Source organism: Pseudomonas sp. zfem001 (assembly GCF_032621725.1).
GTDB classification, from domain to species: Bacteria; Pseudomonadota; Gammaproteobacteria; order Pseudomonadales; family Pseudomonadaceae; genus Aquipseudomonas; species Aquipseudomonas sediminis.
In genome coordinates this window covers 806,795-829,300 of record NZ_JAVYJI010000002.1, presented here as the reverse complement: position 1 = coordinate 829,300, position 22,506 = coordinate 806,795, and the positions used below count along the sequence as shown (strand labels likewise).

Sequence of the window (22,506 nt, the reverse complement as noted above, 5' to 3'; positions counted from 1 at the left end):
CATCACGCGCCTATCTCTGGAGATCGTTCATGCTGCCTCTGTCTTCTCAATTGGCCACCTGGCTGCCCTGGCTGTACGCCCTGGCACTGCTGCCGGTGGCCTGGTGGCCGACCCGCATGGCGGCCAGCCTCTGGTGGCCAGGGCGCCTGGCTGGAATCGGCGGTTTGGCTCTGGTGCTGGCCGCGCTGGCGCAGGCTGGCCTCGACGATCAGCCGGCCGACCGCCTGGGGCTGGCCATGGCCACCCTGATCAGCCTGCTGGCTCTGGTAATCGTCGAGTTTTCCGCGCGTTACCTGCAGGGTGAGCCCGGTCAGCGTCGTTATCTGCTGGCGTTGCTCGGCACCCTGGCGGCGGTAGCCATGGTGGTGACCAGTCGCGATTTGTACGGGCTGGTGGCTGCCTGGATCGTCTCCAGCCTGTGCCTGCACCAGCTGCTGACCTTCTATCGCGACCGCCCCATGGCACTGGTGGTGGCGCACAAGAAATTTCTCGCCAGCCGCCTGGCCGATGTCTGTCTGCTGCTGGCCAGCGTGCTGCTGGTGCGAGCGGCTGGCAGCAGCGAACTTGCGCAGATTCTCGATCAGGTGGCGGTGCGCCTCGACGGCGGCGCCCTTGGCTGGGATCTGCACCTGGCGGCGGTGCTGCTGGTGTTGGCGGTAATCCTCAAGTCCGCGCAGTTGCCGGTACATGGCTGGCTGATCCAGGTGATGGAGGCGCCGACGCCGGTGTCGGCGCTGCTGCATGCCGGGCTGGTCAACCTGGGCGGTTTCGTCCTGCTGCGTTTCGCGCCCTTGCTGTCGGCCGCCCCAGTTGCCCAGACGCTGCTGGTGGTGGTGGGCGGCCTGACTGCCGTGCTCGCGGCGCTGGTGATGATGACGCGTATGAGTATCAAGGTGCGCCTGGCCTGGTCGACCTGCGCGCAGATGGGTTTCATGCTGCTCGAATGCGGCCTGGGCCTCTATGAATTGGCACTGGTGCACCTGTTGGCCCACTCGCTGTACAAGGCACATGCCTTTCTCACCTCCGGGGAGAGGGTGTTGCAGGTGCGTCATCAGGCGTTGCAACCGCAGCGGCCGGCACCGGGATTGCTCTCGCTGTTGCTGGGGCTGGCGCTTGCGGGGCTGGCCGTGGCGCTGCTCGATCAGCTCTGGCGGCACCAGGTACCGATGCATCCGCTGCCGTTGGAGGCCCTGGTCATTCTTGCGGTGGGGCTTGCGCCCTGGTGCCTGCGGCGCAGTCAGCCGGTTTACGCTGCGCTGATGCTGGCTGCGTTGCTGGGGCTGTATCTGCTGTGGCACCTGGCAGCCAGCTGGATTCTTGCATCCGGCGCGGCGTTCGCCTCGGCGCCACTGTATCTGAGCTTGCTGGCCCTGGCGCTGTTCCTTGGGCTCTATCTGTTGCAGGCGTGGATCGTCGCGCGGCCTCAGGGCCTGCTGGCGCGGCGCCTGTATCCGGCGGCATTCGCCGGTTTCTTCCTCGATGAACATTTCACTCGTCTGACCTTCCGCCTGTGGCCGGTACGCCCACTGCCCGCCAACCAAGCCATCACCGGAGAGCGCCTATGACCGCCATCGAACATTTCGTCACTATCGACCGTGACGTCCTCCACGCCGCCGCGGCGCGAGCTTGTGAGCGTATCGCGCCGACCTGGCCATTGGATCGCATGATCGCCGTCAGCCCGCTGTGGGAGCGGCGCCAGCAGCCTTGGGCTGAAGTGGCCGAGCAGCTCTGGCTGCGTGTCGGCAGCCGATTGACGCTAGCGGCTGACGACTACCGCCAGGCCTGGGCCGACGGGCAGATCGGCGAGCGCCACTTGCAGCATGTCTTGAAGGGCAATGCGCACGGCTGGACGGTACCTGATCTGCTGCAGGCTCTGCCGGCTGCACAACAGGAGGTATCCGGTCTGTCGTTGCTGGAGGATATGGCCGATGCCGAGATCGCCTTGCCGGGCTGGCCGACCTTGATCACCCAGCAGGTCGGCCAGTGCTGCGCTGCCTGGTTCGACGAGTGCCAGGCCGACTGGCATGCCGATCGCCAGGGCGGGCTGTATCAGGCCTGGCGCCAGGCCATGCAGGACGATCGTGGCCTCAGCGTGCTTAGCGCCTGTCGCGAGTTGGGCGCACGTATCGCCGAGTTGCCGTTGCAGCCGCGGGCGGCGCTTGAAGCTGCCGTACAACGCCTGGGGCTGAAAGCCGACGAGCTGGAAGAATGGTTCGATTGTCTGCTGTTGCGCAGCCTGGGCTGGGCCTCCTGGTGCGCCTATCGGCGCTGGCTGGCGCGTCAGGCTGGCAGCGACGATGACACGCTGCTGGATTTGTTGGCCATTCGCGCGGCCTGGGAGTGGCTGGTGGATGATCGCCGGCGTGGTTCAGGCAGTCGCTGGAGTGCCTGGCGCGAGGCCTGGCAGGCGGGGCGCAGCAGTCGGCCGTCGCATGCCTGGCAGGCGCTGCAACTGTGGCAGCGCGCCGAAGAGCTGGCCTGGCAAGAGCACCTGCAGCAGCTTCTGCAGTCTGCCCAGGCACAGAGCGTTACAGCGCAGCCAACGCTGGCCAAGGTGTACTTCTGCATCGACGTGCGCTCCGAGCCGCTGCGCCGCGCCCTTGAAGCAGTCTGCCCGCAGGTGCAGACCGGTGGTTTTGCCGGTTTCTTCGGTCTGCCGATCACTTATATGCCGCTCGGCACGACAGCCAGCCGTCCGCAGTTGCCGGGACTCCTGGCGCCGCAACTGAGCGCCGGCGACAGCTGCGGTGACGAGGCCTGCGACGCTCGGCTGGCCGGGCGGCGCCAGGCACGGTTGGCGCGGCAGGGGCGCTGGCGCCTGTTCGAGCGTTTGCCGGCATCGGGCTTTGCCCTGGTCGAGTCGCTTGGCCTGGGTTACGCCGGTTCATTGCTCGGGCGCACGGGGGGGTGGCTACGTGGCCTGGCGCCGGCCGAGCGCGCGGGACTGAAAACCGGTGAGTGGCAACGTCTCAGCCCGGTTCTGAAGCCACTTGGCAATGATCAGCGGGTACAACTGGCGGCTCGTATTCTGCGGGCTATGGGTCTGACGCGGGACTTTCCGCCGTTGCTCCTGCTGCTTGGCCATGGCAGTCAGAGCGCCAACAACCCACAGGCTGCCGGGCTGGATTGCGGGGCCTGTTGCGGCCAGAGCGGCGAGGTCAACGCCCGCGTGTTGGCCCAGCTACTCAACGATTCGGCGGTGCGCCGGGGCCTGGTCGAGCAGGGGATCGAGCTGCCGATGAACTGCCACGTGCTGTCGGGCCTGCACAACACCACCACCGACGAAGTCCGCGTCTTCGCCAGTGACGCCTTGCCGCCTGATCTCGTGCCAGGCTGGCAGCGGCTGCGCCAGGCGCTGGACGCTGCAGCCGGGCGGGTGCGTGAGGAACGTGCGGCGCGACTTGGGCTAGGGGCTATCCGTGATAAACCGGAGCGTCTCCTGGCTACCCTGCGCCGGCGTGCCGATGACTGGGCGCAGACACGGCCGGAGTGGGGGCTGGCTGGCAATGCCGCTTTCATCGCGGCGCCCCGCGCGCGTAGCCGCGGCCTCGACCTGCAGGGGCGTGCCTTCCTGCATGACTATGACTGGCGGCAGGACGTGGGTGGCAAGGTGCTGGAGTTGATCATGACCGCACCGATGGTGGTAGCGCACTGGATCAACCTGCAGTACCTGACCTCGACCACCGACAACCAGCGCTTCGGCAGTGGCAACAAGGTGCTGCACAACGTGGTGGGTGGCAACATCGGGGTATTCGAGGGCAACGGTGGCGACCTGCGCATCGGCCTGGCGCGCCAGTCGCTGCATGATGGTCAGCGCTGGTTGCATCGGCCGCTGCGTCTGAGCGTGATCATCACTGCGCCGCGCTCGATGATCGATCAGGTGCTCGCCAGCCATCAGGTGGTGCGCGAGCTGGTCGAAAATGGCTGGCTGTATCTGCTGAGGCTGGACGATCATCCCGGCACGCCATTACAGATTCGCGACGGCGATGGCTGGCGGCCGTTGCTCGCGCCTTGAGCCGGATCTGCGCCCACCGGGCCGTGCCGCTCTGCGCAGAGCGGTACGGCCCACATTCACTGCGGCAGCTTGGCGATCACCTTGATTTCGAAGTCGAAGCCGGACAGCCAGGTGACACCGATAGCGGTCACGGTCGGGTAGGGTGCTTCGCCCCAGTAATCGGCTGCCACTTCCCAGATGGTCTCGAATTCTGTGTGCGGATCGACCATGAAAATGGTGGTGTCGACCACGTCTTCGAAGCTGCTGCCAGCCTCCGCGAGGATCGCATTGAGGTTGGCGAAGGCCAGGCGCACCTGTTCCTTCAGATCAGGCTCGGGCGAGCCGTCCTTGCGGCTGCCGACCTGGCCGGATACGAACAGAAAACCATTGGAACGAATCGCTGGCGAATAGCGATGAAGTTCGTACAGGTCATGGCGGTCGGCCGGGAAAACCACATCACGTTTGCTACTCATGGTTGACTCCATTGGGGCCACTGCGGCCCGTTGTGAACGATGAAGCCACTTTAAAAACACCACCGGGCTGGATAAACCAGCAACTCTGGTCATGACTATTTGTAGAATCCAAACAATCAATGGCTGAGAGAGACGTGAGATGGATCGTTTCGATGCGATGCAGGCCTTCGCCCGGGTGGTGGAAACCGGCAGTTTCACCAAGGCGGCTGCGACCCTGCACATGAGCAAGACCAGCGTGACCCAGCTCGTGCAGCAACTGGAGGCGCGGCTGCGGGTGCGCCTGCTCAACCGCACTACGCGCAAGGTTAACGTCACCGCCGATGGTGCGGCCTACTACGAGCGTGTGGTGCGTTTGCTGGCTGATGTCGACGACGCCGAGACCAGTTTGTCCAGTGCGGCGCTGGCGCCACGGGGTCGTTTGCGAGTGGATGTGTCCAGCCCGTTCGCGCGCATGCTGCTGATCCCGGCCTTGCCGGGGTTCTATGCGCGTTATCCGGAAATCCAGCTGACTCTGGGCGTGAGCGACCGAATCATCGACATCATCGGCGAAAACGTCGACTGCGTGGTGCGCGGCGGCGAGATCACCGATCAGTCGCTGATCGCGCGCCATGTTGGCGATCTGCAACTAGGTATCTACGCCACGCCGGGCTACCTGCAGCGCGCCGGCACGCCGACACATCCGCGCGAGCTGGAGGCGGCTGGTCATCATACGGTGGGTTTTCTCTGGTCGCGCACTGGCAAGGCCTTGCCCTATGCCATGTGGCGCGACGAGGAGCGAATCGAAGCCCAGGGCCGTCCGCTGTTGATCGTAGACGATGGTAATGCCTACCTGGCCGCAGGGTTGGCAGGTTTAGGGATGCTCTGGTTACCGCACTACATGGCCAAACCACACCTGGCCAGCGGCGAGCTGGTGCGCCTGTTCGAGGACTGGCAGATGAAACCGATGCCAATGTACCTGGCCTTTCCACCGAACCGGCACGTCAGCGCCAAGCTGCGGGTGTTCATCGATTGGGTGGTGGAGTTGATGGCTGAGCATGCACCGGTGTTGGGGCCGCTCACGCTGCGCGGTTGATCACCGCTGATCTCGCATGCTTGCCTGCGCATCCTGCCGCAGCTTAAGCCAGAGGCTCGGCCAATCGCGCGCCCAGCAGCAGGCGTGGTCATGCTCGGGCAGCAGGTAAACGCGCGAGGGCGTGTCAGGCGGGTAAGCGTCATTGAAGGCGCTGGCCAGGACGGCAGGCACGATGCGGTCGCGACCACCGACCAGATGCTGCTGGCGCTTGCCGGCTAATGCCAGGCGCTGGTCTGCTGGATTCAGCGAACGCTTCAGCGGTTGCAGGCGGTGATGCGTCGTCCAGGCCTGTGGATCGAGATTCCCGGCCACGGTGACGACACGCGCCACATCGTCACGTCGAGCCGCCAAAAGTAGGGCGAGGGCCCCCCCCCCGGAGTAGCCCACCAGGATCAGTTGCTGCGCACCGACGCGTGTCTTCAACTGATCTGCGGCCTGATCGAGGCTGCTCACCACCTCTGGTGCGAAGCGCGCGTCCGTCCAGTAGTCCCGCGAGCAGGCCGGCTGAGTCGCGATGAACTGGCAGGGCCGGGCAAGGTAGGCCGCCGCGCCGCTGGGTTGGGCCAGTGCCAGTTGCAAGGCGACAGGCGTCAGGGGCGTGGGATCGGTCGAGGGGCGGGTCGAGGTGAGCCAGGCGAAGCCGTCACCTTCCAGATAGATCACCAGGGTGTCGGCAGCAGCCGCCTTTGGCAGGTAGGCGCGCAGTTGAAACGGCGCCACTTCGAGAGTTTGCGCCGCCCAACCACGCTCCGCTGCCAGCCTGTCGGCGTTGTGCGCGCGATCCTCGGGGGTTGGCAGCGTGGCGCAACCCACCAGTAAGGTGAGCAGCGCCATGCCTGCCAGACGGACGGGACGAATCATGACGCGCTCGTTAGAACATCCAGCGCAGTTGCACCGAGGCAGTCTGGCTGAGGAAGCCCTCGCGGTGCTGGGCGTCATAACGACCAGTGATTTCGGTGCCGTTGGCAGTGGTGTAGATCAGCCCGGCGCCGGCATGCTGCGACCAGGCCGACTGATTGCTGCCTTCGGTGACAAAGGCAGCATCCGGAGCGCCTGCGTAGGCGGCGATGATGGCGGTGTCGCGGTTGTAGAAGTCGTAGCCGGCGCCGAGGTTGGCGGTGGCGGTGAGCTGCTCGGTGAGGTCGTGGGTCAGCAGGCCGTCTAGGCCCAGCACCAGCGCATCGGTGCTGCGCGACTTCACCTGGAGGCTGAGACCACCGGCACCTTTCTCGCGATAGGCCTCATCTTCGACCCAGGTGTAGTCGAGGTGAAGCGACGGTTTGAAGATGGTGCGCTCGCCCAACTGGAAGCGTCGATCCACGCCGATTCCGGCATGGGCGGTCTTGCTGTCGTAGCTGGACTCGGCGTTCAGACCGACGAGATCGATCTGGCGCTTGCCATCGCTGCGCATCTTGCCTGTATCGAGTTGGAACAGCAGGTCGCTGCTGGCGTCTAGGGCATGACGGCCGTAGAAGATGAGCTGATAGGTGTCGATGTCCGCACTCTGTTTCGGCCCGGCTGAGTTGCTCGAGACGTCGGTCTTGGCATAGGCGAGCGCCAGGCCCAGATCGGTATCGGGAGAGACGCTGGCATCGGCGCCGATCACGAAGCCATGGGTCTCGGCGCTGTAGCCGACCACGCCACTGCGGTTGTCCTGGCGCGAACGGGTAGTGAAAGGTTTCATCCACAAATGCCGCTCACCCAGGAAATCATCGCCCGATGACAGGCCGCGTGTTGCGTCGACACGCGACTGGATCACCGAGTTGACGCTGCCCAGGGTGTTGTTGGCCAGGTTGATCGAGTTGCCCGTCAGCAGTGGTAGGGTTTGCTGCACCTTGCTGGTGACCTCGCCGGCATCCTCGCTGGCGACGATTTCCTGCAGCGCCTGGTTGAGTTCGGCGGAGCCGGTGCCATTGACCAGCAGGTCGTCCCACACGGCGGCGGCCCCCAATGCGCCGGGCGCTTGGGGTGAAACGGCGCTGCTGATGGTGCTCATGCCGGTATCGCGCACCACCAGATCCATGCCGTTGGCACGGAACAGCGTGGAGAAGGCATAGCGCAGGGAGTTGTCGGTCACGCGCAGGCCACTATCGGTCAGGCCGCCGGTAGCGGTGATCACATCGGTCAGGTCGCCTCCCGTGTAGCTGGACTTGACGTCGACCTTGAGGGTGCCGCCCAGGTTCGCCGTACCGCCGACCGCCAGGGTGCTGTAACTGGCCACGCTGGCCGCTGCGATGTTCAACGAGCCGCTGGCGCTTTGGGTGAAGTTGCCGCCGACGCTGCTGCTTACCACCGATCCGCCCGTGGTGTAATTGCTCAGGCTGGCGCCCTGTTTCAACACTAGGTCGCCGCTGTTGAGGAAATTGGCCAGGTTACCCAGTTGCAGGTTGCCGATGGCCAGCCCGCCAGCGCTGTTTTCGACATCCACGGCTACGCCGTAACCCACCAGGAACGCTGTACTGGCTGAGACGAGCGTGCCGCTGTTGACGACCTCGCCCGAACTGGCCGAATTGACCTGGATACCGGTGCCGCTGGTATTCAGCGTACCCGTGTTGGTGACACTGACCATTCCGCTGCTGGATTCGGCGAGCAGGCCGGTAAGGGCGTTGATCCGCCCGGCGTTGAGCATGCTGATCGTGCCTTGGGCGCTGGCGCCCGCCATGCCAGCGTCCCACGCAGCATTGATGACACCACTGGCGGTGTTGGTGGTGGTCACGTTGCCGATGCCATCGCTATAGGCGCTGATGCCGTGAAAGTCCGGGCTGACCTGGCTGAGGTTGAGGTTGCGGTTGGCGGTGATGCTGCCGCTGTTGGTGACCGTTACGTTGCCGCCGGTACCGGCCGCCACAACCGCATCGTAATGATCGGCAACCACGGTGCCGCTGTTGCTGATCTGGGCACCGCCATTGGCGGACCAGGCGATCAGACCCTGGCGAGTGGTCGAACGGACAGTGCCACGGTTATCGATCACCGCTGTGCCGTTATAGTCGATCGCACGTGCACCGGCCTGATAAGCATGAACCGAGCCCAGGTTGGTGATGCTGACGCTGACCGGCGTCAGACTGGCCGAGCCACCGTCGGCGTACAGGCCACGTCCGCCGGCTACGGTTACGCTGCCACGGTTGGTCAGCGAGACGGCGCCATTGTTGGAGGTGGCGGTGATGCCGTCGGAACTGGCGCCGAAGCTCGATATGCTGGCGGCGCTGTCCACCACGATGGTGTTGCTGGTGCTCGTGTCGTTGCTTTCCGAGCGTAGCCAGACCGCGCCGAACGGGCCTGCGGAGGTGATGCTAACCCCCGAGCCGATCTGCAGATTGGCATCCCAGCCGGGCTGACTGGAATACATGTACACCGCTGGATAATCACTGCGGTTCAGCACCGTGGTGCCGTCGATGGTCAGGTTCTGGGTGAACGGGCCACTGTCGTAGGGCGAACTCAACACCGCGACCGAGTTCGCCGTGGTATCCGTCACGGTGAGCGACGAGCTACCCGTGCCCCCCACCATCTGGATGTCGGTGGCGGTGCATTGTATCGAGGAGACATTGCCCGACGTGCTGCAGTTGGTTGCCGCCATTGCCGCGCCGGTGCTCAGCAGAAGCGATGCCTGGGCGATCTGGAGGGAAAGACGACGGAGCGGGAAGTGGCGACGGTCGGGGCGCTGCATGATGGCGTCCATTAGCTGTTGTTATGGTGTTGGAGGCAAATTGCCAGCGGATAGTGAAGGAGGCCACGCCTTTTGTCATCAATGTTCGCTCCAGCCTGGTCGTTGACTCGCATCGCCGTAACGAACTTGCGCTCTACCGTTACGGAATCTCTTGCAGCTGATTTGCCCACTTATCGGCGAAGCGATAGAGCGGCAGGAAGGTTTTCGTCAGTTCCGTCCCCAGAGGTGTGAGTGCATAGCCCTTATCGCCTGACTCGATCAGACCTGCGGCGCGTAACTCGTTGATTCGACTCTGCAGTACCGTTGGCGATATATCCCCCGATGCACTTCGCAGCGCCCTGGAGCTGAGTGCGCCATCGCGTAGTTCCCAGAGAATGCGCAGCGCCCATTTCTGCCCGAGCAGATCGAGCAGCGCCATGATCGGGCGGCGCCCGCTGAGAATCGATGAAGTCATGCTGCGCTTATCACCCCTATTTATTGCTCTTGTTTGCTACATATTCTGTAGCGATACTTTTGCTACATATTCGATAGCGGAGAATGAGCATGACCAGAATTGCAGCACTGAACAAGCCTTATACCGAGGAAATCCAGTCTTCTTTCGACAGAGTCATGGGTGCAGGTGTGCCGCCACTGCTGCTATTCACAACCCTGGCGAGGAGTAGACGCGCATGGAACAAGTTCACTGCGGGCGCTCTGTTGGACGGCAAGCTGCTGACGCTACGTCAGCGTGAGCTGGTCATCGACAGATGCTGCGCATTGACCGGGTGCGAGTACGAGTGGGGTGTGCATGTAACGACGTTCGGCAAAGCGGCTGGCTTGAGCCGGGAGGAAGTGAGAGCCACTCTGGACAGGCCCCTGCGCCCTGAAGTGTGGTCGCTTGAGGAGGCCGCACTACTGACTACCGTCGATGCGCTGCACGAGCGAGCGACTTTGAGCGATGAGGAGTTCGCTCGCCTGCGTGTGCATTTCGATGACGAGCAGGTTCTGGAGATATTTATGCTGGCAGGCTTTTATCGGACGGTCGCCTACCTTGCCAACGGGCTTGATCTGCCAGTGGAGCAGGGGGCGGCGAGATTCAATGAGTACCTCCTTCGCAGCTAACGTAGTTTGGTGTCAGTCAACATTTCGTCGAGAGACTTAGCCTGAGTTTCATGCATTTGCTTGACTCTTGAGAATGATCGTTCCACTTTATCGAGAACGATCATTCTCTTTAGTTTGAACCATGCTCGAAGACGTCTCAATCCAGCAGCGCTTGCTACAAGCCACCGAAAGCCTGGTCTATGCCGGGGGTATCAACGCCACAGGGATGGACGCCATCGTCAAGGCATCCGGAGTGGCGCGCAAAAGCATCTACCGCCTCTATTCCACCAAGGAAGCATTGGTTGCCGCTGCGCTGCGCGCGCGTGATGAGCGCTGGATGCAGTGGTTCATCGCGGGTACTTCCGCCGGCTCGCCAAGCGAGCGCCTGTTGGCGGTGTTTCCGCTTCTGCGCTTCTGGTTTTCGGCGGCGGATTTCCATGGCTGCGCCTTTATCAATGCGGCAGGCGAGATCGGTGATCTCGACAGCGAGATCCGTGCTGTGGCGCTGCTGCATAAACAGCGCCTGTTGGCCTATCTGAACGAGCTGACCACGGCTGGCGGCTTTGCCGAGCCCGAGGAAATGGCCAGGCAGTTTCTCCTGCTGATCGATGGCGCTACCGCCGTCGCCATGGTTACCGGCCAGGCGGATGCTGCCGACAGCGCCGGCCGTACTGCGCAATTGCTTCTGCAATCCCTGTCGCCCAGCGATGGGCTCAACTCCCTGCAAGCCTGAGGTGCCGTCATGTCGTCAAATACCGAGGTTCGTCCGCCGCTGCCGCCGTTCACTCGCGAGAGTGCCATCGAGAAAGTCCGCCTGGCCGAGGACGGCTGGAACAGCCGTGATGCCGCCAAGGTCGCGCTGGCCTATAGCCTTGATACGCGCTGGCGCAACCGCGTGGAGTTCGCCAATGGCCGCGATCAGGCGCGGGCGTTTCTCGAGCGCAAATGGGCCAAGGAGTTGGAGTACCGTCTGATCAAGGAACTCTGGGCATTCACCGACAATCGCATCGCCGTGCGCTATGCCTACGAATGGCGTGATGACTCGGGCAACTGGTTTCGCTCCTACGGCAACGAGAACTGGGAGTTTGGTGCCGACGGCCTGATGATCAACCGTTATGCCTGCATCAACGACTTGCCGATCCTGGAGTCCGAGCGCAAGTTCCGCTGGCCTCAGGGGCGTCGTCCTGACGATCATCCAGGCCTCTCCGAACTGGGGCTCTGATCGGGCTATGTGGGCACGGGAGTTGCTGCTTTAATGCGCCAATAAACCTGTGCCCCGAGGCCCTCTGGATGAATCGCAACGACCTGCGCCGCGTCGACCTGAATTTGCTGGTGATCTTCGAAACCCTGATGTTCGAAAAGAACCTGACCCGGGCGGCCGAGAAGCTGTTTCTCGGCCAGCCGGCAGTCAGTGCGGCGCTGGCCCGTTTGCGTGACCTGTTCGACGACCCGTTGCTAGTACGCAATGGTCGTGGCTTCGAGCCGACGGCGCGGGCACTGGCGATTCTCAAGGAGTTGCAGCCGGCGATGGACACCATCTCGGGCGCGGTCAGCCGTGCCCGTGAGTTCAACCCGGCGACCAATCGCGACACCTTCCGCATCGGTCTGTCCGATGACGCCGAGTTCGGCCTGTTTCCGGCTTTGCTCAACCAGATCCGTGAAGAGGCGCCGGAGGTGGTGATCGTGGTGCGGCGGGTCAATTTCCTGCTGATGTCGTCGATGCTGGCCTCGGGGGAAATCTCCGTTGGCGTCAGCTACACCACCGAACTGCCGGCCAACGCGAAGCGGCGCAAGTTACGCGAAATGAAGGTCAAGGTGCTGCGTGGCGATGACCGTCCCGGCGCATTGACGCTGGATGAGTACTGCTCGCGGCCGCACGCGCTGGTGTCGTTCTCGGGCGATCTGTGTGGCAACATCGACAACGACCTGGCGCGCCTGGATCGCTCACGTCGCGTGGTGCTGGCTGTACCGCAGTTCAGTGGCTTGCGCTCGATCATCGCGGGTACGGAAATGCTCGCGACCGTACCTGATTTCGCTGCTGCGGCGCTGATAGACGGGACCAGTCTGCGCGCCGATGACCCGCCATTCGAACTGGTCAACTCGGATCTGTCCATGGTCTGGAGCGGGGTAACCGACAACGACCCGGCCGAGCGCTGGCTCAGGAGCAAGATCGTCGAATTCATGGGCGAGCCAGGCGCCTGAGCACGACTCAGTCGCGGTAGAACACCTGGATCAGGTGATAGCCGAACTGGGTCTTCACCGGGCCGTGCACTTCACGCAGCGGCTTCTTGAAGATCACCTGATCGACCGCCCGCACCATCTGCCCGGGACGCACTTCACCGAGGTCGCCGCCTTTCTTGCCGGAGGGGCAGGTTGAATGCTTGCGCGCCAGCACATCGAAGGCCTCGCCGGCAGCGATGCGCTTTTTCAGCGCGGCGGCTTCCGCTTCGGTCTTGACCAGGATGTGGCGGGCCATTGCCTTTGCCATTGATGGGTTCCTCAAATCTGTCAGGGCGCTATTGTGCCAGCATTCATTGCGCCAGCAGAATGGCGTCAATTTTGTGGGCTGTGCGTCATCCGCGATGCGGGCGAATCATGGCCTATGGTATTTCAATCGTGCCCACGGAAAACGCCGCCATGGATCTCCACGCAATGCTGAAAATCCTGTCCAGTCAGGATGGCTCCGATCTGTATCTGTCCACCGGTGCGCCACCTTGCGCCAAGTTCAACGGCGTGCTCAAGGCGCTGAGCCAGGAGCCAATGAAGGCGGGCGATGTGGCGGCCATTGCCGATTCGATCATGGATAGCGCGCAGCGCGAGGAGTTCGAGCGAGAACTGGAGATGAACCTGGCGATTTCCCTGGCAGGCGTCGGGCGTTTTCGCATCAACATCTTCAAGCAACGCAACGAGGTGTCCATCGTCGCGCGCAACATCAAGCTGGATATTCCTCGCTTCGAAGACCTGAAACTGCCGGAAGTGCTGCTCAGCACCGTAATGGAAAAGCGCGGCCTGGTGTTGTTCGTTGGCGGCACCGGCTCGGGCAAGTCGACCTCCTTGGCGGCACTGATCGACTACCGCAACCGCAACAGCGGCGGCCACATCATCACCATCGAAGACCCGGTGGAGTACGTGCACCGGCACAAGAAATCGATCATCAACCAGCGTGAGGTGGGCGTGGACACCCGCAGCTTCCATGCGGCATTGAAGAACACCCTGCGCCAGGCGCCGGACGTGATTCTGATCGGTGAGATCCGCGACCGCGAAACCATGGAGCATGCCCTGGCCTTTGCCGACACCGGCCATCTGGCGATTTCCACATTGCATGCCAATAACGCCAACCAGGCGCTGGACCGCATTATCAACTTCTTCCCGGAAGACCGCCGCCCGCAGCTGCTCAACGACCTGGGTAACAACCTCAAGGCATTCGTTTCCCAGCGCCTGGTCAAGACCGTCGATGGCAAGCGCCGCGCAGCGGTGGAGGTGATGCTGGGCACGCCGACGGTGCGCGACCTGATCAAGCGCAACGAGTTTTCCGAGCTGAAGGAAATCATGGAGAAATCCAAGAACCTGGGCATGCAGACCTTCGATCAGGCGCTGATCGACCTGGTGCACGAAGGCGCAATCGATGAGGAGGAGGCGGTGAAGAATGCCGACTCGGCGAACAACGTTCGTTTGAAGCTCAAACTGCATCGAGACAACCCTGCCAATGCCAGGCCTGCGCCTGCTGCCGCTGCGTCGGTGGCGGCGCCCGTTGCGCCAGCCAAAGTCACCCCACCAGGCGATTGGGGGTTGGAATTGACGCTCGAGGATATCGAAGAGGAGCAGCCGCCAGAGGACCCGGGGCGGCAGGGGATCTAGGCACTATGGGTCGGGCTGCAGAGGGAGATAGGCCTGGCGCAAGAGAAGGCTGACGCCTTCATGCTCCAGTTGGTTGATGGCGATGCGCAACTGCTCGACCAGTTGTGCATCGCAGTCCCTCGAGCAGGCCAGATACAGACCGGTGCTGGCCAGGATTGGGCTTTGGCGCAGATTCTGCTCGCGATAAGCCGAGGCTTCCCAGATATACAGCGCCTCCGGTATCCCGGTGAACCAGGCGTCGATACGTCCAAGGCTGAGCAGATGAGCCGGGTTTTCACCCAGCTTTAGTTGCACGATTTGCTCGTTGCTGAAGCCTTCGCGTTGCAGGATGCCTACCTGCGCCGTTCCCATTCCAACACCGATGCGGCGGTAGCGCTGACGCGCCTGAGCGAAGCTGGTGACGGGCTCGTCGAGGCTGAAGAAGGCGCGCTCCAACTCCATGATCGGGGCAATCCAGGTATAGATATTCTCGCGTTCGGGTGTGCGCGACAGCGGGATGATCAACATGTCCTTGCCCTTGGCGACCCGTATCTGAGCGCGTGGCCAGGGCTCGGCGACGATGTGGGTGAGCTTGCCGATTCTGGCCAGTGCAGTCAGCACCACATCTCCCACCATGCCATGGCCGCCCACGTAGTGATGCAGGGTTAGCGGCGGCGCGTCCGGCATGTACAGCTTGATAGGCTCGTTGGCTGATGTTGTTCCGACGATCAGCAAGGCCGCGAGCAGGCGCAAGGGTTTGGGCACGACGAACATCCTGTTGTCACTGTGGCAGAAGTATAGAGGGCATTTCTGACTGGGCATTCCGGCCCGCCCTGTGTCTCAGTTACTCATGCCGGATACTGCGATTTCTTCCCTGTGCTTTCGCGGTATATAGGGCCTTGTCGGCTGCCGCCAGCAGGTTCTCGAGATAATGTTCACATGGTTTGAGGCTGGCGATGCCGATGCTTACCGTGACCGATTCGTTGGCAACCTCAACCGCCTTGATCTGATCATGCACGCGCCCGGCGATGTCGCTGGCTTCATCGAGATCGGCGTTGGGCAGCCATATTGCGAACTCTTCGCCGCCGTAGCGCACCACGCTGTCGCCACTGCGCACGCTGACCAGAAGATGTTGCGCCATGTCCACCAGGACTCGATCTCCCTCGGCGTGGCCGAAGCGATCGTTGATCTGTTTGAAGTGGTCGATATCGATCAACAGGAGGCTGCCCCAGGTAAGCTCGCTGACGCTGCCGATCCACTGCTCGACGTGCACTGACAGCGCTCTACGATTGCTCAGCGCAGTGAGCGGATCGGTATGACTCAGTTGTGCAAGCTGCTCGGCTTCGCTCTGAATTTCAACTGCGTAGTTGGCCAACTGGGCATAGGCGCTCTGCAGCGCCAGGTTGGCCTTGGCCAATTGTGCTGCGCTTTCCTGCGCCTGTTCACGAGCCTTGAGCAGCTCTGCTTCGAAACGTTGGCGATCCTTGGCTACGAAGAACAGCCAGATGACCTCCGGCGCGCCATCGACTTCGCTGATGCGCGCGTTGGTCATGACGGGTATCGACTGGCCGTTTTCTGATCGCAGTTGCAGGTAAAGCTCACTGAACTCGCCGTTGCGCAGCAGCAGGGGCCAGGCGTGGGTTTGCAGGAAGATGCGACTGGGCGGCGGAAAGAACTGGTCCATGCCTTCGGCCGCGCCCGCACCTGCCAGGCGCTTGAAATCGCAATTGGAGTGCTTGACTCGGCCGTTGCAGTCAGTGACCAGTACCGGGCCGGGTAGGCGGTCAAGATAGAACACGTGTGCGTGCTCCCTGCAGGTAGCGATGCATGGCGGCGCTCACCAGCTCTGGATGGCTCATGTGCGCGCAATGGCCACTGATGTCCAGCGTTTCCAGGGTGCTGTCTGCAAGTGCGTTTTGCAGATAGTCGGCCACTGATGTGGGAACCAGTGCGTCATGCTGGTGATGCAGGATCAGGCAGGGCGACGGGCACGACTGTAGCGCCGGACGAATATCTGAGAAGAAGGTGGCGTGAGCGAAAGCATGGGCCATTACTGGGTCGGTCGAGCAGAAGCTGTCGGAGAGCTGCCGGGTGACTGCGGGAGTCTCGTCGGCTGATACCAGTGGTGCGAATTGCTGGGCCCAGCCCAGATAGTTATGAGCCATCAGATCCAGCAGCCCCTCCAGGTCACTGCGTTCGAACCCGCCCCGATAATCGGGCGGATCGTTGAGAAAACAGGGAGAAGGGCCGAGAAGAATCAGCCGGGAGAACAGCGTGGGGCGCCTGATGGCAGCAAGAATGCCGATGCTGCAACTAATCGAGTGGCCAACGAAGGTCAGATCACCCGAGAGTTCCAGCGCGTCGCACACTTCCAGAAGGTCGTCCACGTATCCTTCAAGCTGGGCATAGCGGGCGGGGTGAAAGGCGTTGGCATCGGAGCGACCGCTGCCGACATAGTCAAACAGTACCTGGTGCCAGTGCTGGCGGAAGGCTGGCGTGACCTTGCTCCACATATCCTGATTGCAACCGAAGCCGTGGCCGTAGATGAGCGTCGGGGCATCGGCTGTTTCCGTTTTCAAGCGTTGAACGTTGTTACGCTGGATGATGTTCATGCCGCCACCTTGCCATTTGCCGAGTCGGCCTTGGCCAGGACTCAGCTGCTGTGAAGACGAAAAAATGGCGCCAGTATAGTGATTTTTTCTGGCTGGTGGCTTATGGCTACAGCTCGTTTCGCAGCTCTGCCAGGCTGCGATACATCTCTAGAGTTTTTGGATTTGCAAGGATATCGGTGTTCTTCACCGGTTGATCGTGGGCGATCTTCGCCGGCCTGTTTGGCCGCGTGGTGTTGGCGCATGGCACCCGGCCAATCCCCTCGCAACGGTGGACGAAAAAATCATCATCCACTCTACGGCGCCTATCGGCTTAGGCGTGCCCGCGCTACCCGCGAGCCATTGGCCTTGCCCAGTACCTCGCAGATGCGATGGCCGGCAGCGATCAGCTTGTCCATGTCCACGCCGGTTTCGATGCCCAGGCCCTGCAGCAGGTAGAGCACGTCTTCGCTGGCGACGTTGCCGGTGGCGCCCTTAGCATAGGGGCAGCCACCTAAACCTGCGACCGAGCTGTCGAACACGCTGATGCCTTCGAGCAGGCTGGCGTAGATATTGGCCAGGGCCTGGCCGTAGGTGTCATGGAAATGGCCAGCGAGCTTGTCGCGTGGGATATCGCGGCCAACCACTTCGAACATATTGCGCGCTTTGCCGGCGGTACCGGTGCCGATGGTGTCGCCCAGCGACACTTCATAGCAGCCCATTGCGTACAGTTCGCGGGCGACGCTGGCGACCTGTTCCGGCGCAATATCGCCATCGTAGGGGCAGCCCAGTACGCAGGAAACGTAGCCGCGTACACGCACATTGGCGGCTTTGGCCGCCTCCATCAGCGGTACGAAGCGCTGCAGGCTTTCGCCGATGGAGCAATTGATGTTCTTCTGCGAGAAGGCCTCGCTGGCGGCGGCGAACACTGCCACTTCCTCGACCTTGGCTTCCAGTGCAGCCTCGAAGCCTTTCAGATTGGGCGTCAGGGCGGCGTAGGTAACGCCCGGTTTACGCTGGATGCCGGCGAACACTTCGGCGGAGCCAGCCATTTGCGGAACCCATTTGGGCGAGACGAAGCTGCCCACTTCCACATAGCTCAGGCCGGCGGCGGTGAGGTCGTCGACCAGACGTACCTTGTCGGCGACGCTGATCGGTTGCTTCTCGTTCTGCAGGCCGTCGCGTGGGCCAACTTCCACCATGCGTACAGTTTTGGGCAGGTTCATCGGGTTTCCTCATGTTTGTCGCGATTGGCCGTAGGGTGCGCTGTGCGCACCGCCTGCGGCAGGACTGAGCTAAAACGGTGGGCTGAAGCTGATCGCCCCTACGGTTCCAGCTCCACCAGCACCGCACCTTCGCTGACCATTTCTCCTTCGCGGCAATACAACGCCTTGACCGTGCCGGCTTCTGGCGCGCGGATGCTGTGCTCCATTTTCATCGCTTCCAGCACCACCAGGGCAGTGCCGGCCTCGACCGCCTGGCCGGGCTCGACCAGTACGCGGACAATGCTACCGTTCATCGGTGCACTGAGGCCGCCTTGCTGGGCATGGCTGGCTTCGGCAGCGGCAATTGGGTCGAAGCGGGTGATCGCGTGAAGCTCGCCTTGCCATTGCAGGTAGAGGGTTTCGCCTTTACGAATGGCGCGCAGACGCTGGCGCGTGCCGTCGATGTCGGCCAGCAGCTCTTCGCCTTGCAAGCACGCCCGGTTGCTTGCGCGCACCTTGCGGCTCTCGCCCTGGCAACTCAGGTGTAATTCGATTTCCGCTGCACCGCCGGCACGCCAACCACTGTGGGCGGCCCAGGGTGAATGGCTGTCGTCCGCTCGCTGCATGGGTGTTTCGCTCTGTGCCCAGGCGTCGGCCGCCAGTTGCCAGAAGGTTTCCGGCAACTCGCTGGGCGCAGGCAGCAACTGCTGCTGATGACGCGGGATAAAACCGGTGTCCAGTTCAGCGGCAGCGAACGCCGGGTGGGCGAGGATACGGCGCAGAAACGCCAGGTTGGTCTTCACGCCGCCGACCAGAGTGTCGTCGAGCATGGCGAGCAGGCGCAGGCGCGCCTGTTCGCGGTTCTCGCCCCAGGCGATCAGCTTGCCCAGCATCGGGTCGTAGAAGGGCGAAACGCTGTCGCCCTCGGCCACGCCACTGTCGATACGCCGGCCGTCGCTATTGGCGGCCTCGCGGTAAAGCGCCAGAGTGCCGGTGGCCGGGAGAAAATCGTGATCCGGGTCTTCGGCGTACAGCCGCACTTCGATGGCATGGCCGTTCAGCGGTACTTGCTGCTGGCTGATCGGCAGCGGCTCGCCACGGGCGACGCGAATCTGCCAGGCCACAAGGTCGAGGCCAGTGATGGCTTCGGTAACCGGGTGCTCGACCTGCAGGCGGGTGTTCATCTCCATGAAGAAGAAGTCGCCGCGCTCATCCAGCAGAAATTCCACGGTACCGGCGCCGACATAGCCGATGGCTTGCGCCGCCTTGACCGCCGCTTCGCCCATGGCGCGTCGCAGCTCGGGGCTCAGGCCCGGTGCCGGCGCTTCTTCCACCACTTTCTGATGGCGACGCTGGATCGAGCAATCGCGTTCGTTGAGGTACAGGCAGTTGCCGTGCTGGTCGGCGAATACCTGGATCTCCACGTGGCGCGGCTTGAGCACGTATTTTTCCACCAGCATGCGCGAGTCGCCGAAGGCGGATTGCGCTTCGCGCTGCGCCGATTCCAGCGTCTCGGCGAGCTGCGTTTCCGATTCGGCGACCTTCATGCCCTTGCCACCGCCGCCAGCGGCAGCCTTGAGCAGCACCGGGTAGCCGATGCGCGCGGCGGCTTCGCGGAAGGTGTCGAGATCCTGCTTGTCGCCGTGGTAACCGGGCACCAGCGGCACGCCAGCGGCCTCCATCAGCGATTTGGCCGCCGACTTGCTGCCCATGGCGTCGATGGCCGGGGCGGGCGGGCCGAGAAAGATCAGCCCGGCTTGCTCGATGGCGCGGGCGAAGCCGGCGTTCTCCGAGAGAAAACCATAGCCCGGGTGGATGGCCTGCGCGCCGCTGGCTTTTGCGGCGGCGATGATCTCGTCGATCAGCAGGTAGCTTTCGCCGGGTTTGGCGCCGCCGAGATTCACCGCCATGTTGGCCTCGCGCACATGCCGTGCATTGGCATCGATAGCGCTGTGCACGGCGACAGTGCGAATGCCCATGGCCTTGGCCGTACGCATCACGCGGCAGGCGATTTCGCCGCGGTTGGCGACCAGCAGGGTATCGATCATGGTTATTGCTCCTGCCAGGACGGCTGGCGTTTTTCCAGGAATGCGCGCAGGCCTTCTTGGCCCTCGGCGCTGACACGCAGGCGGGCGATGGCGTTCTCGGTGTAGCGGCGCAGGGCCGGGGTCAGCTCGCCGCTGCCGACTTCGCGCAGCAAGTCCTTGCTGGCGCGCATGGCTTGCGGGCTGTTGTGCAGCAGGTTGGCAATCCAGGCTTCTACCTGGGCATCCAGCTCATCGCTTGGGAAGCACTCGGCGAGCAGGCCCAGTTCGCGGGCACGTTTGCCGTCGAAGCGTTCGGCGGTGAGTGCGTAGCGCTTGGCCGCGCGTTCGCCAATGGCCTGCACGACAAAGGGGCTGATCACTGCTGGCGCCAGACCGATGCGTACCTCGGACAGCGAGAACAGCGCGTCCTCGCTGCCGATGGCCATGTCGCAGCAACTGGCCAGGCCCACCGCGCCGCCGAAGGCCGCGCCCTGGACGACGGCCAGGGTGGGGATCTTCAGGCCGTGCAGGTTGTACATCAGCTCGGCCAGTTCGCGGGCGTCGCTCAGGTTGGCGTTGTAATCCAGGGTGGCGGCGTGCTGCATCCAGGCCAGGTCGGCGCCAGCGGAGAAGTGCTTGCCACGGCCGCGCAGCAGGAGAAAACGCAGGCTTTTGTCTTCGCCCACGGCGTCGAGGGCGAGGATCAGCTCGCGGATCATCTCGGCGTTGAAGGCGTTGTTCTTCTCCGCGCGGTTCAGCCACAGGGTGGCGAAGCCGCGCGGATCTTTCTCAAGCTGTACGGTGGTGAAGTTGGTCATAGTGTCAGGCTCGAAATATGCGCTGGCTCTGGTAGGAGGGGCTTTAGCCGCGAGCTTTGCTGTGGCTGTCGCGGCTAAAGCCCCTCCCACGGATTACATACGGAACACCCCGAATCGGGTCGGCTCGATGGGCGCGTTGAGGCTGGCGGACAGGGCCAGGGCCAGCACCTCGCGGGTCTGCGCCGGGTCGATCACGCCGTCGTCCCACAACCGGGCGCTGGAATAGAAGGCGTGCGCCTGCTGCTCGTACTGCTCGACGATGGGCTGCTTCAGGCGCTGTTCGTCCTCGTCGGAGTACGGCTTGCCGGCACGCTGCGCCTGTTCGCGCTTGACCTGCACCAGCACGCCGGCCGCCTGCTGCGCACCCATTACGCCGATGCGGGCGTTGGGCCACATCCACAGAAAGCGCGGGTCGTAGGCGCGGCCGCACATGCCGTAGTTGCCGGCTCCGAAGCTGCCGCCGATGATCACGGTGAATTTCGGCACCTGGGCGCAGGCCACAGCGGTGACCAGCTTGGCGCCGTGCTTGGCGATGCCGCCTTCCTCGTACTTCTTGCCCACCATGAAGCCGGTGATGTTCTGCAAAAACAGCAGCGGGATGCCGCGCTGGCATGCCAGTTCCACGAAGTGCGCACCTTTCTGTGCGGCTTCAGCGAACAGAATGCCGTTATTCGCCAGGATCGCCACCGGATAACCGTTGATGCGGGCGAAACCGCAGACCAGGGTGGTGCCGAACAGCGCCTTGAATTCATCCAGTTGCGAGTCGTCGACGATCCGCGCGATCACCTCGCGCACATCGAAGGGCTGTTTGGCGTCAGTCGGGATCACCCCGTACAGCTCCTCGGCGGCGTAGCGCGGGGCGATGGGCGCGCGGCTGTCGAGCTGGCCGAGCTTGCGCCAGTTGAGGTTGGCGATGCAGCGGCGGGCCAGGGCCAGGGCGTGTTCGTCATCCTCGGCATAGTGGTCGGCCACGCCGCTGGTCTTGCAGTGCACGTCGGCGCCGCCCAGTTCTTCGGCGGTCACCACTTCGCCGGTGGCAGCCTTCACCAGCGGCGGGCCGGCGAGGAAGATGGTGGCCTGTTCGCGCACCATGATGGTTTCGTCACTCATGGCCGGCACGTAGGCGCCGCCAGCAGTGCAGGAACCCATCACCACGGCGATCTGCGGGATGCCCTGCGCGCTCATGTTGGCCTGGTTGAAGAAGATCCGACCGAAGTGCTCGCGATCCGGGAACACCTCGTCCTGGCGCGGCAGGTTGGCGCCGCCGGAGTCCACCAGGTAGATGCACGGCAGGCGATTCTCGCGGGCGATGGCCTGGGCGCGCAGGTGTTTCTTCACCGTCAGCGGGTAGTAGGAGCCGCCTTTGACCGTGGCATCGTTGGCCACGATCATGCATTCCACGCCTTCGACGCGACCGATACCGGCGACCACCCCGGCAGCGGGCACGTCCTCGCCGTAGACCTCATGGGCGGCAAGCTGGCCGATCTCGAGGAACGGCGAGCCGGCATCGAGCAGGCGATTGATGCGTTCGCGTGGCAGCAGCTTGCCGCGCGAGGTGTGGCGCTCCTGCGCCTTGGCGCCGCCGCCTTCATGGATGCGGGCGAGCAGGGCGCGCAGCTCGTCCACCTGGGCGAGCATGGCCGCCTGGTTGGCGGCGAACTCCGGCGAGCGGGTGTTGATCTGGGTGTGCAGGATAGGCATGGTCGCTTCCTGTAGGGTGCGCCGTGCGCACCGTGCCATTGTCTGTG

20 protein-coding genes and 1 pseudogene are annotated in these 22,506 nt (G+C 63.2%); 8 read left to right on the top strand and 13 right to left on the bottom strand.

All coding sequences use genetic code 11. The annotated features are described in order from the left end of the window. The first annotated feature begins 29 nt into the window (after positions 1–29). Positions 30–1,565 (top strand): NADH-quinone oxidoreductase subunit L, encoded by a 1,536-nt coding sequence (locus tag RTH74_RS11895; protein WP_316914787.1) that lies wholly within the window; start codon positions 30–32, stop codon positions 1,563–1,565. Then, on the top strand, positions 1,562–4,015 hold the full coding sequence (locus RTH74_RS11890; protein WP_316914786.1) for a DUF2309 domain-containing protein: 2,454 nt from the start codon (positions 1,562–1,564) through the stop codon (positions 4,013–4,015). Before RTH74_RS11895 ends, RTH74_RS11890 begins: the two co-directional genes overlap by 4 nt. Positions 4,016–4,071: 56 nt before the next feature. Here the strand turns inward: RTH74_RS11890 and RTH74_RS11885 are convergent, their stop codons facing one another. After that, complete coding sequence (locus RTH74_RS11885; protein ID WP_316914785.1) at positions 4,072–4,467, bottom strand: RidA family protein; 396 nt, start codon at positions 4,465–4,467, stop codon at positions 4,072–4,074. 139 nt (positions 4,468–4,606) lie between these two features. On the opposite strand from RTH74_RS11885, the gene RTH74_RS11880 reads away from it, so the two are divergent. Further along, a complete protein-coding gene (locus RTH74_RS11880; protein ID WP_316914784.1) occupies positions 4,607–5,539 on the top strand; it encodes a LysR substrate-binding domain-containing protein in 933 nt (310 codons plus the stop codon). Here RTH74_RS11880 and RTH74_RS11875 read toward each other — a convergent pair whose 3' ends face one another. From RTH74_RS11875 to RTH74_RS11865, 3 genes are all read right to left on the bottom strand, one after another. Beyond that, the gene (locus tag RTH74_RS11875; protein WP_316914783.1) at positions 5,540–6,400 is read right to left on the bottom strand and encodes an alpha/beta fold hydrolase; all 861 of its coding nucleotides are present in this window, start codon (positions 6,398–6,400) and stop codon (positions 5,540–5,542) included. Between the two features lie 10 nt (positions 6,401–6,410). After that, positions 6,411–9,203 carry an autotransporter domain-containing protein gene (locus RTH74_RS11870; protein WP_316914782.1) on the bottom strand — a complete coding sequence of 931 codons (2,793 nt, stop codon included), beginning with the start codon at positions 9,201–9,203 and terminating at the stop codon, positions 6,411–6,413. A 139-nt stretch (positions 9,204–9,342) separates the two neighbouring features. Then, positions 9,343–9,657 carry a helix-turn-helix domain-containing protein gene (locus RTH74_RS11865; RefSeq protein WP_316914781.1) on the bottom strand — a complete coding sequence of 105 codons (315 nt, stop codon included), beginning with the start codon at positions 9,655–9,657 and terminating at the stop codon, positions 9,343–9,345. 89 nt (positions 9,658–9,746) lie between these two features. Between RTH74_RS11865 and RTH74_RS11860 the strand changes: the two genes are divergently transcribed. The 4 genes from RTH74_RS11860 to RTH74_RS11845 all read left to right on the top strand — a co-directional run bounded on the left by RTH74_RS11860 (position 9,747) and on the right by RTH74_RS11845 (position 12,485). Then, a complete protein-coding gene (locus RTH74_RS11860; protein WP_316914780.1) occupies positions 9,747–10,304 on the top strand; it encodes a carboxymuconolactone decarboxylase family protein in 558 nt (185 codons plus the stop codon). 121 nt (positions 10,305–10,425) lie between these two features. Continuing rightward, positions 10,426–11,016 carry a TetR/AcrR family transcriptional regulator gene (locus RTH74_RS11855; protein ID WP_316914779.1) on the top strand — a complete coding sequence of 197 codons (591 nt, stop codon included), beginning with the start codon at positions 10,426–10,428 and terminating at the stop codon, positions 11,014–11,016. 9 nt (positions 11,017–11,025) lie between these two features. Next, positions 11,026–11,505, top strand: coding sequence for a DUF1348 family protein (locus RTH74_RS11850; RefSeq protein ID WP_125879916.1), 480 nt, complete (start codon positions 11,026–11,028; stop codon positions 11,503–11,505). 68 nt (positions 11,506–11,573) lie between these two features. Beyond that, a complete protein-coding gene (locus RTH74_RS11845) occupies positions 11,574–12,485 on the top strand; it encodes a LysR family transcriptional regulator (RefSeq protein WP_041978882.1) in 912 nt (303 codons plus the stop codon). Positions 12,486–12,492: 7 nt separating this feature from the next. Here RTH74_RS11845 and RTH74_RS11840 read toward each other — a convergent pair whose 3' ends face one another. Continuing rightward, a complete protein-coding gene (locus RTH74_RS11840) occupies positions 12,493–12,771 on the bottom strand; it encodes a peptidylprolyl isomerase (RefSeq protein WP_013715799.1) in 279 nt (92 codons plus the stop codon). Between the two features lie 149 nt (positions 12,772–12,920). Between RTH74_RS11840 and RTH74_RS11835 the strand changes: the two genes are divergently transcribed. Then, positions 12,921–14,141 (top strand): PilT/PilU family type 4a pilus ATPase, encoded by a 1,221-nt coding sequence (locus RTH74_RS11835; protein WP_177432777.1) that lies wholly within the window; start codon positions 12,921–12,923, stop codon positions 14,139–14,141. A 3-nt stretch (positions 14,142–14,144) separates the two neighbouring features. Here the strand turns inward: RTH74_RS11835 and RTH74_RS11830 are convergent, their stop codons facing one another. From RTH74_RS11830 to RTH74_RS11800, 8 genes and pseudogenes are all read right to left on the bottom strand, one after another. Next, positions 14,145–14,894, bottom strand: a complete 750-nt coding sequence (locus RTH74_RS11830; protein ID WP_316914778.1) for a transporter substrate-binding domain-containing protein — start codon at positions 14,892–14,894, stop codon at positions 14,145–14,147. A 70-nt stretch (positions 14,895–14,964) separates the two neighbouring features. Further along, a complete protein-coding gene (locus RTH74_RS11825; protein WP_296235898.1) occupies positions 14,965–15,918 on the bottom strand; it encodes a GGDEF domain-containing protein in 954 nt (317 codons plus the stop codon). Further along, on the bottom strand, positions 15,905–16,732 hold the full coding sequence (locus RTH74_RS11820) for an alpha/beta hydrolase (protein WP_316914777.1): 828 nt from the start codon (positions 16,730–16,732) through the stop codon (positions 15,905–15,907). Before RTH74_RS11820 ends, RTH74_RS11825 begins: the two co-directional genes overlap by 14 nt. Before the next feature lie 106 nt (positions 16,733–16,838). After that, positions 16,839–16,937, bottom strand: a pseudogene (locus RTH74_RS24225) (hypothetical protein); the annotation flags it as partial. A gap of 97 nt (positions 16,938–17,034) precedes the next feature. Next, positions 17,035–17,934: a hydroxymethylglutaryl-CoA lyase gene (locus RTH74_RS11815; RefSeq protein WP_316914776.1), complete on the bottom strand. Its 900-nt coding sequence runs from the start codon at positions 17,932–17,934 to the stop codon at positions 17,035–17,037. Between the two features lie 98 nt (positions 17,935–18,032). Then, complete coding sequence (locus RTH74_RS11810; protein WP_316914775.1) at positions 18,033–19,961, bottom strand: acetyl/propionyl/methylcrotonyl-CoA carboxylase subunit alpha; 1,929 nt, start codon at positions 19,959–19,961, stop codon at positions 18,033–18,035. 2 nt (positions 19,962–19,963) lie between these two features. Further along, positions 19,964–20,758: a gamma-carboxygeranoyl-CoA hydratase gene (locus RTH74_RS11805; RefSeq protein WP_316914774.1), complete on the bottom strand. Its 795-nt coding sequence runs from the start codon at positions 20,756–20,758 to the stop codon at positions 19,964–19,966. Between the two features lie 93 nt (positions 20,759–20,851). Beyond that, on the bottom strand, positions 20,852–22,459 hold the full coding sequence (locus RTH74_RS11800) for a carboxyl transferase domain-containing protein (RefSeq protein ID WP_316914773.1): 1,608 nt from the start codon (positions 22,457–22,459) through the stop codon (positions 20,852–20,854). Positions 22,460–22,506: the final 47 nt, after the last annotated feature.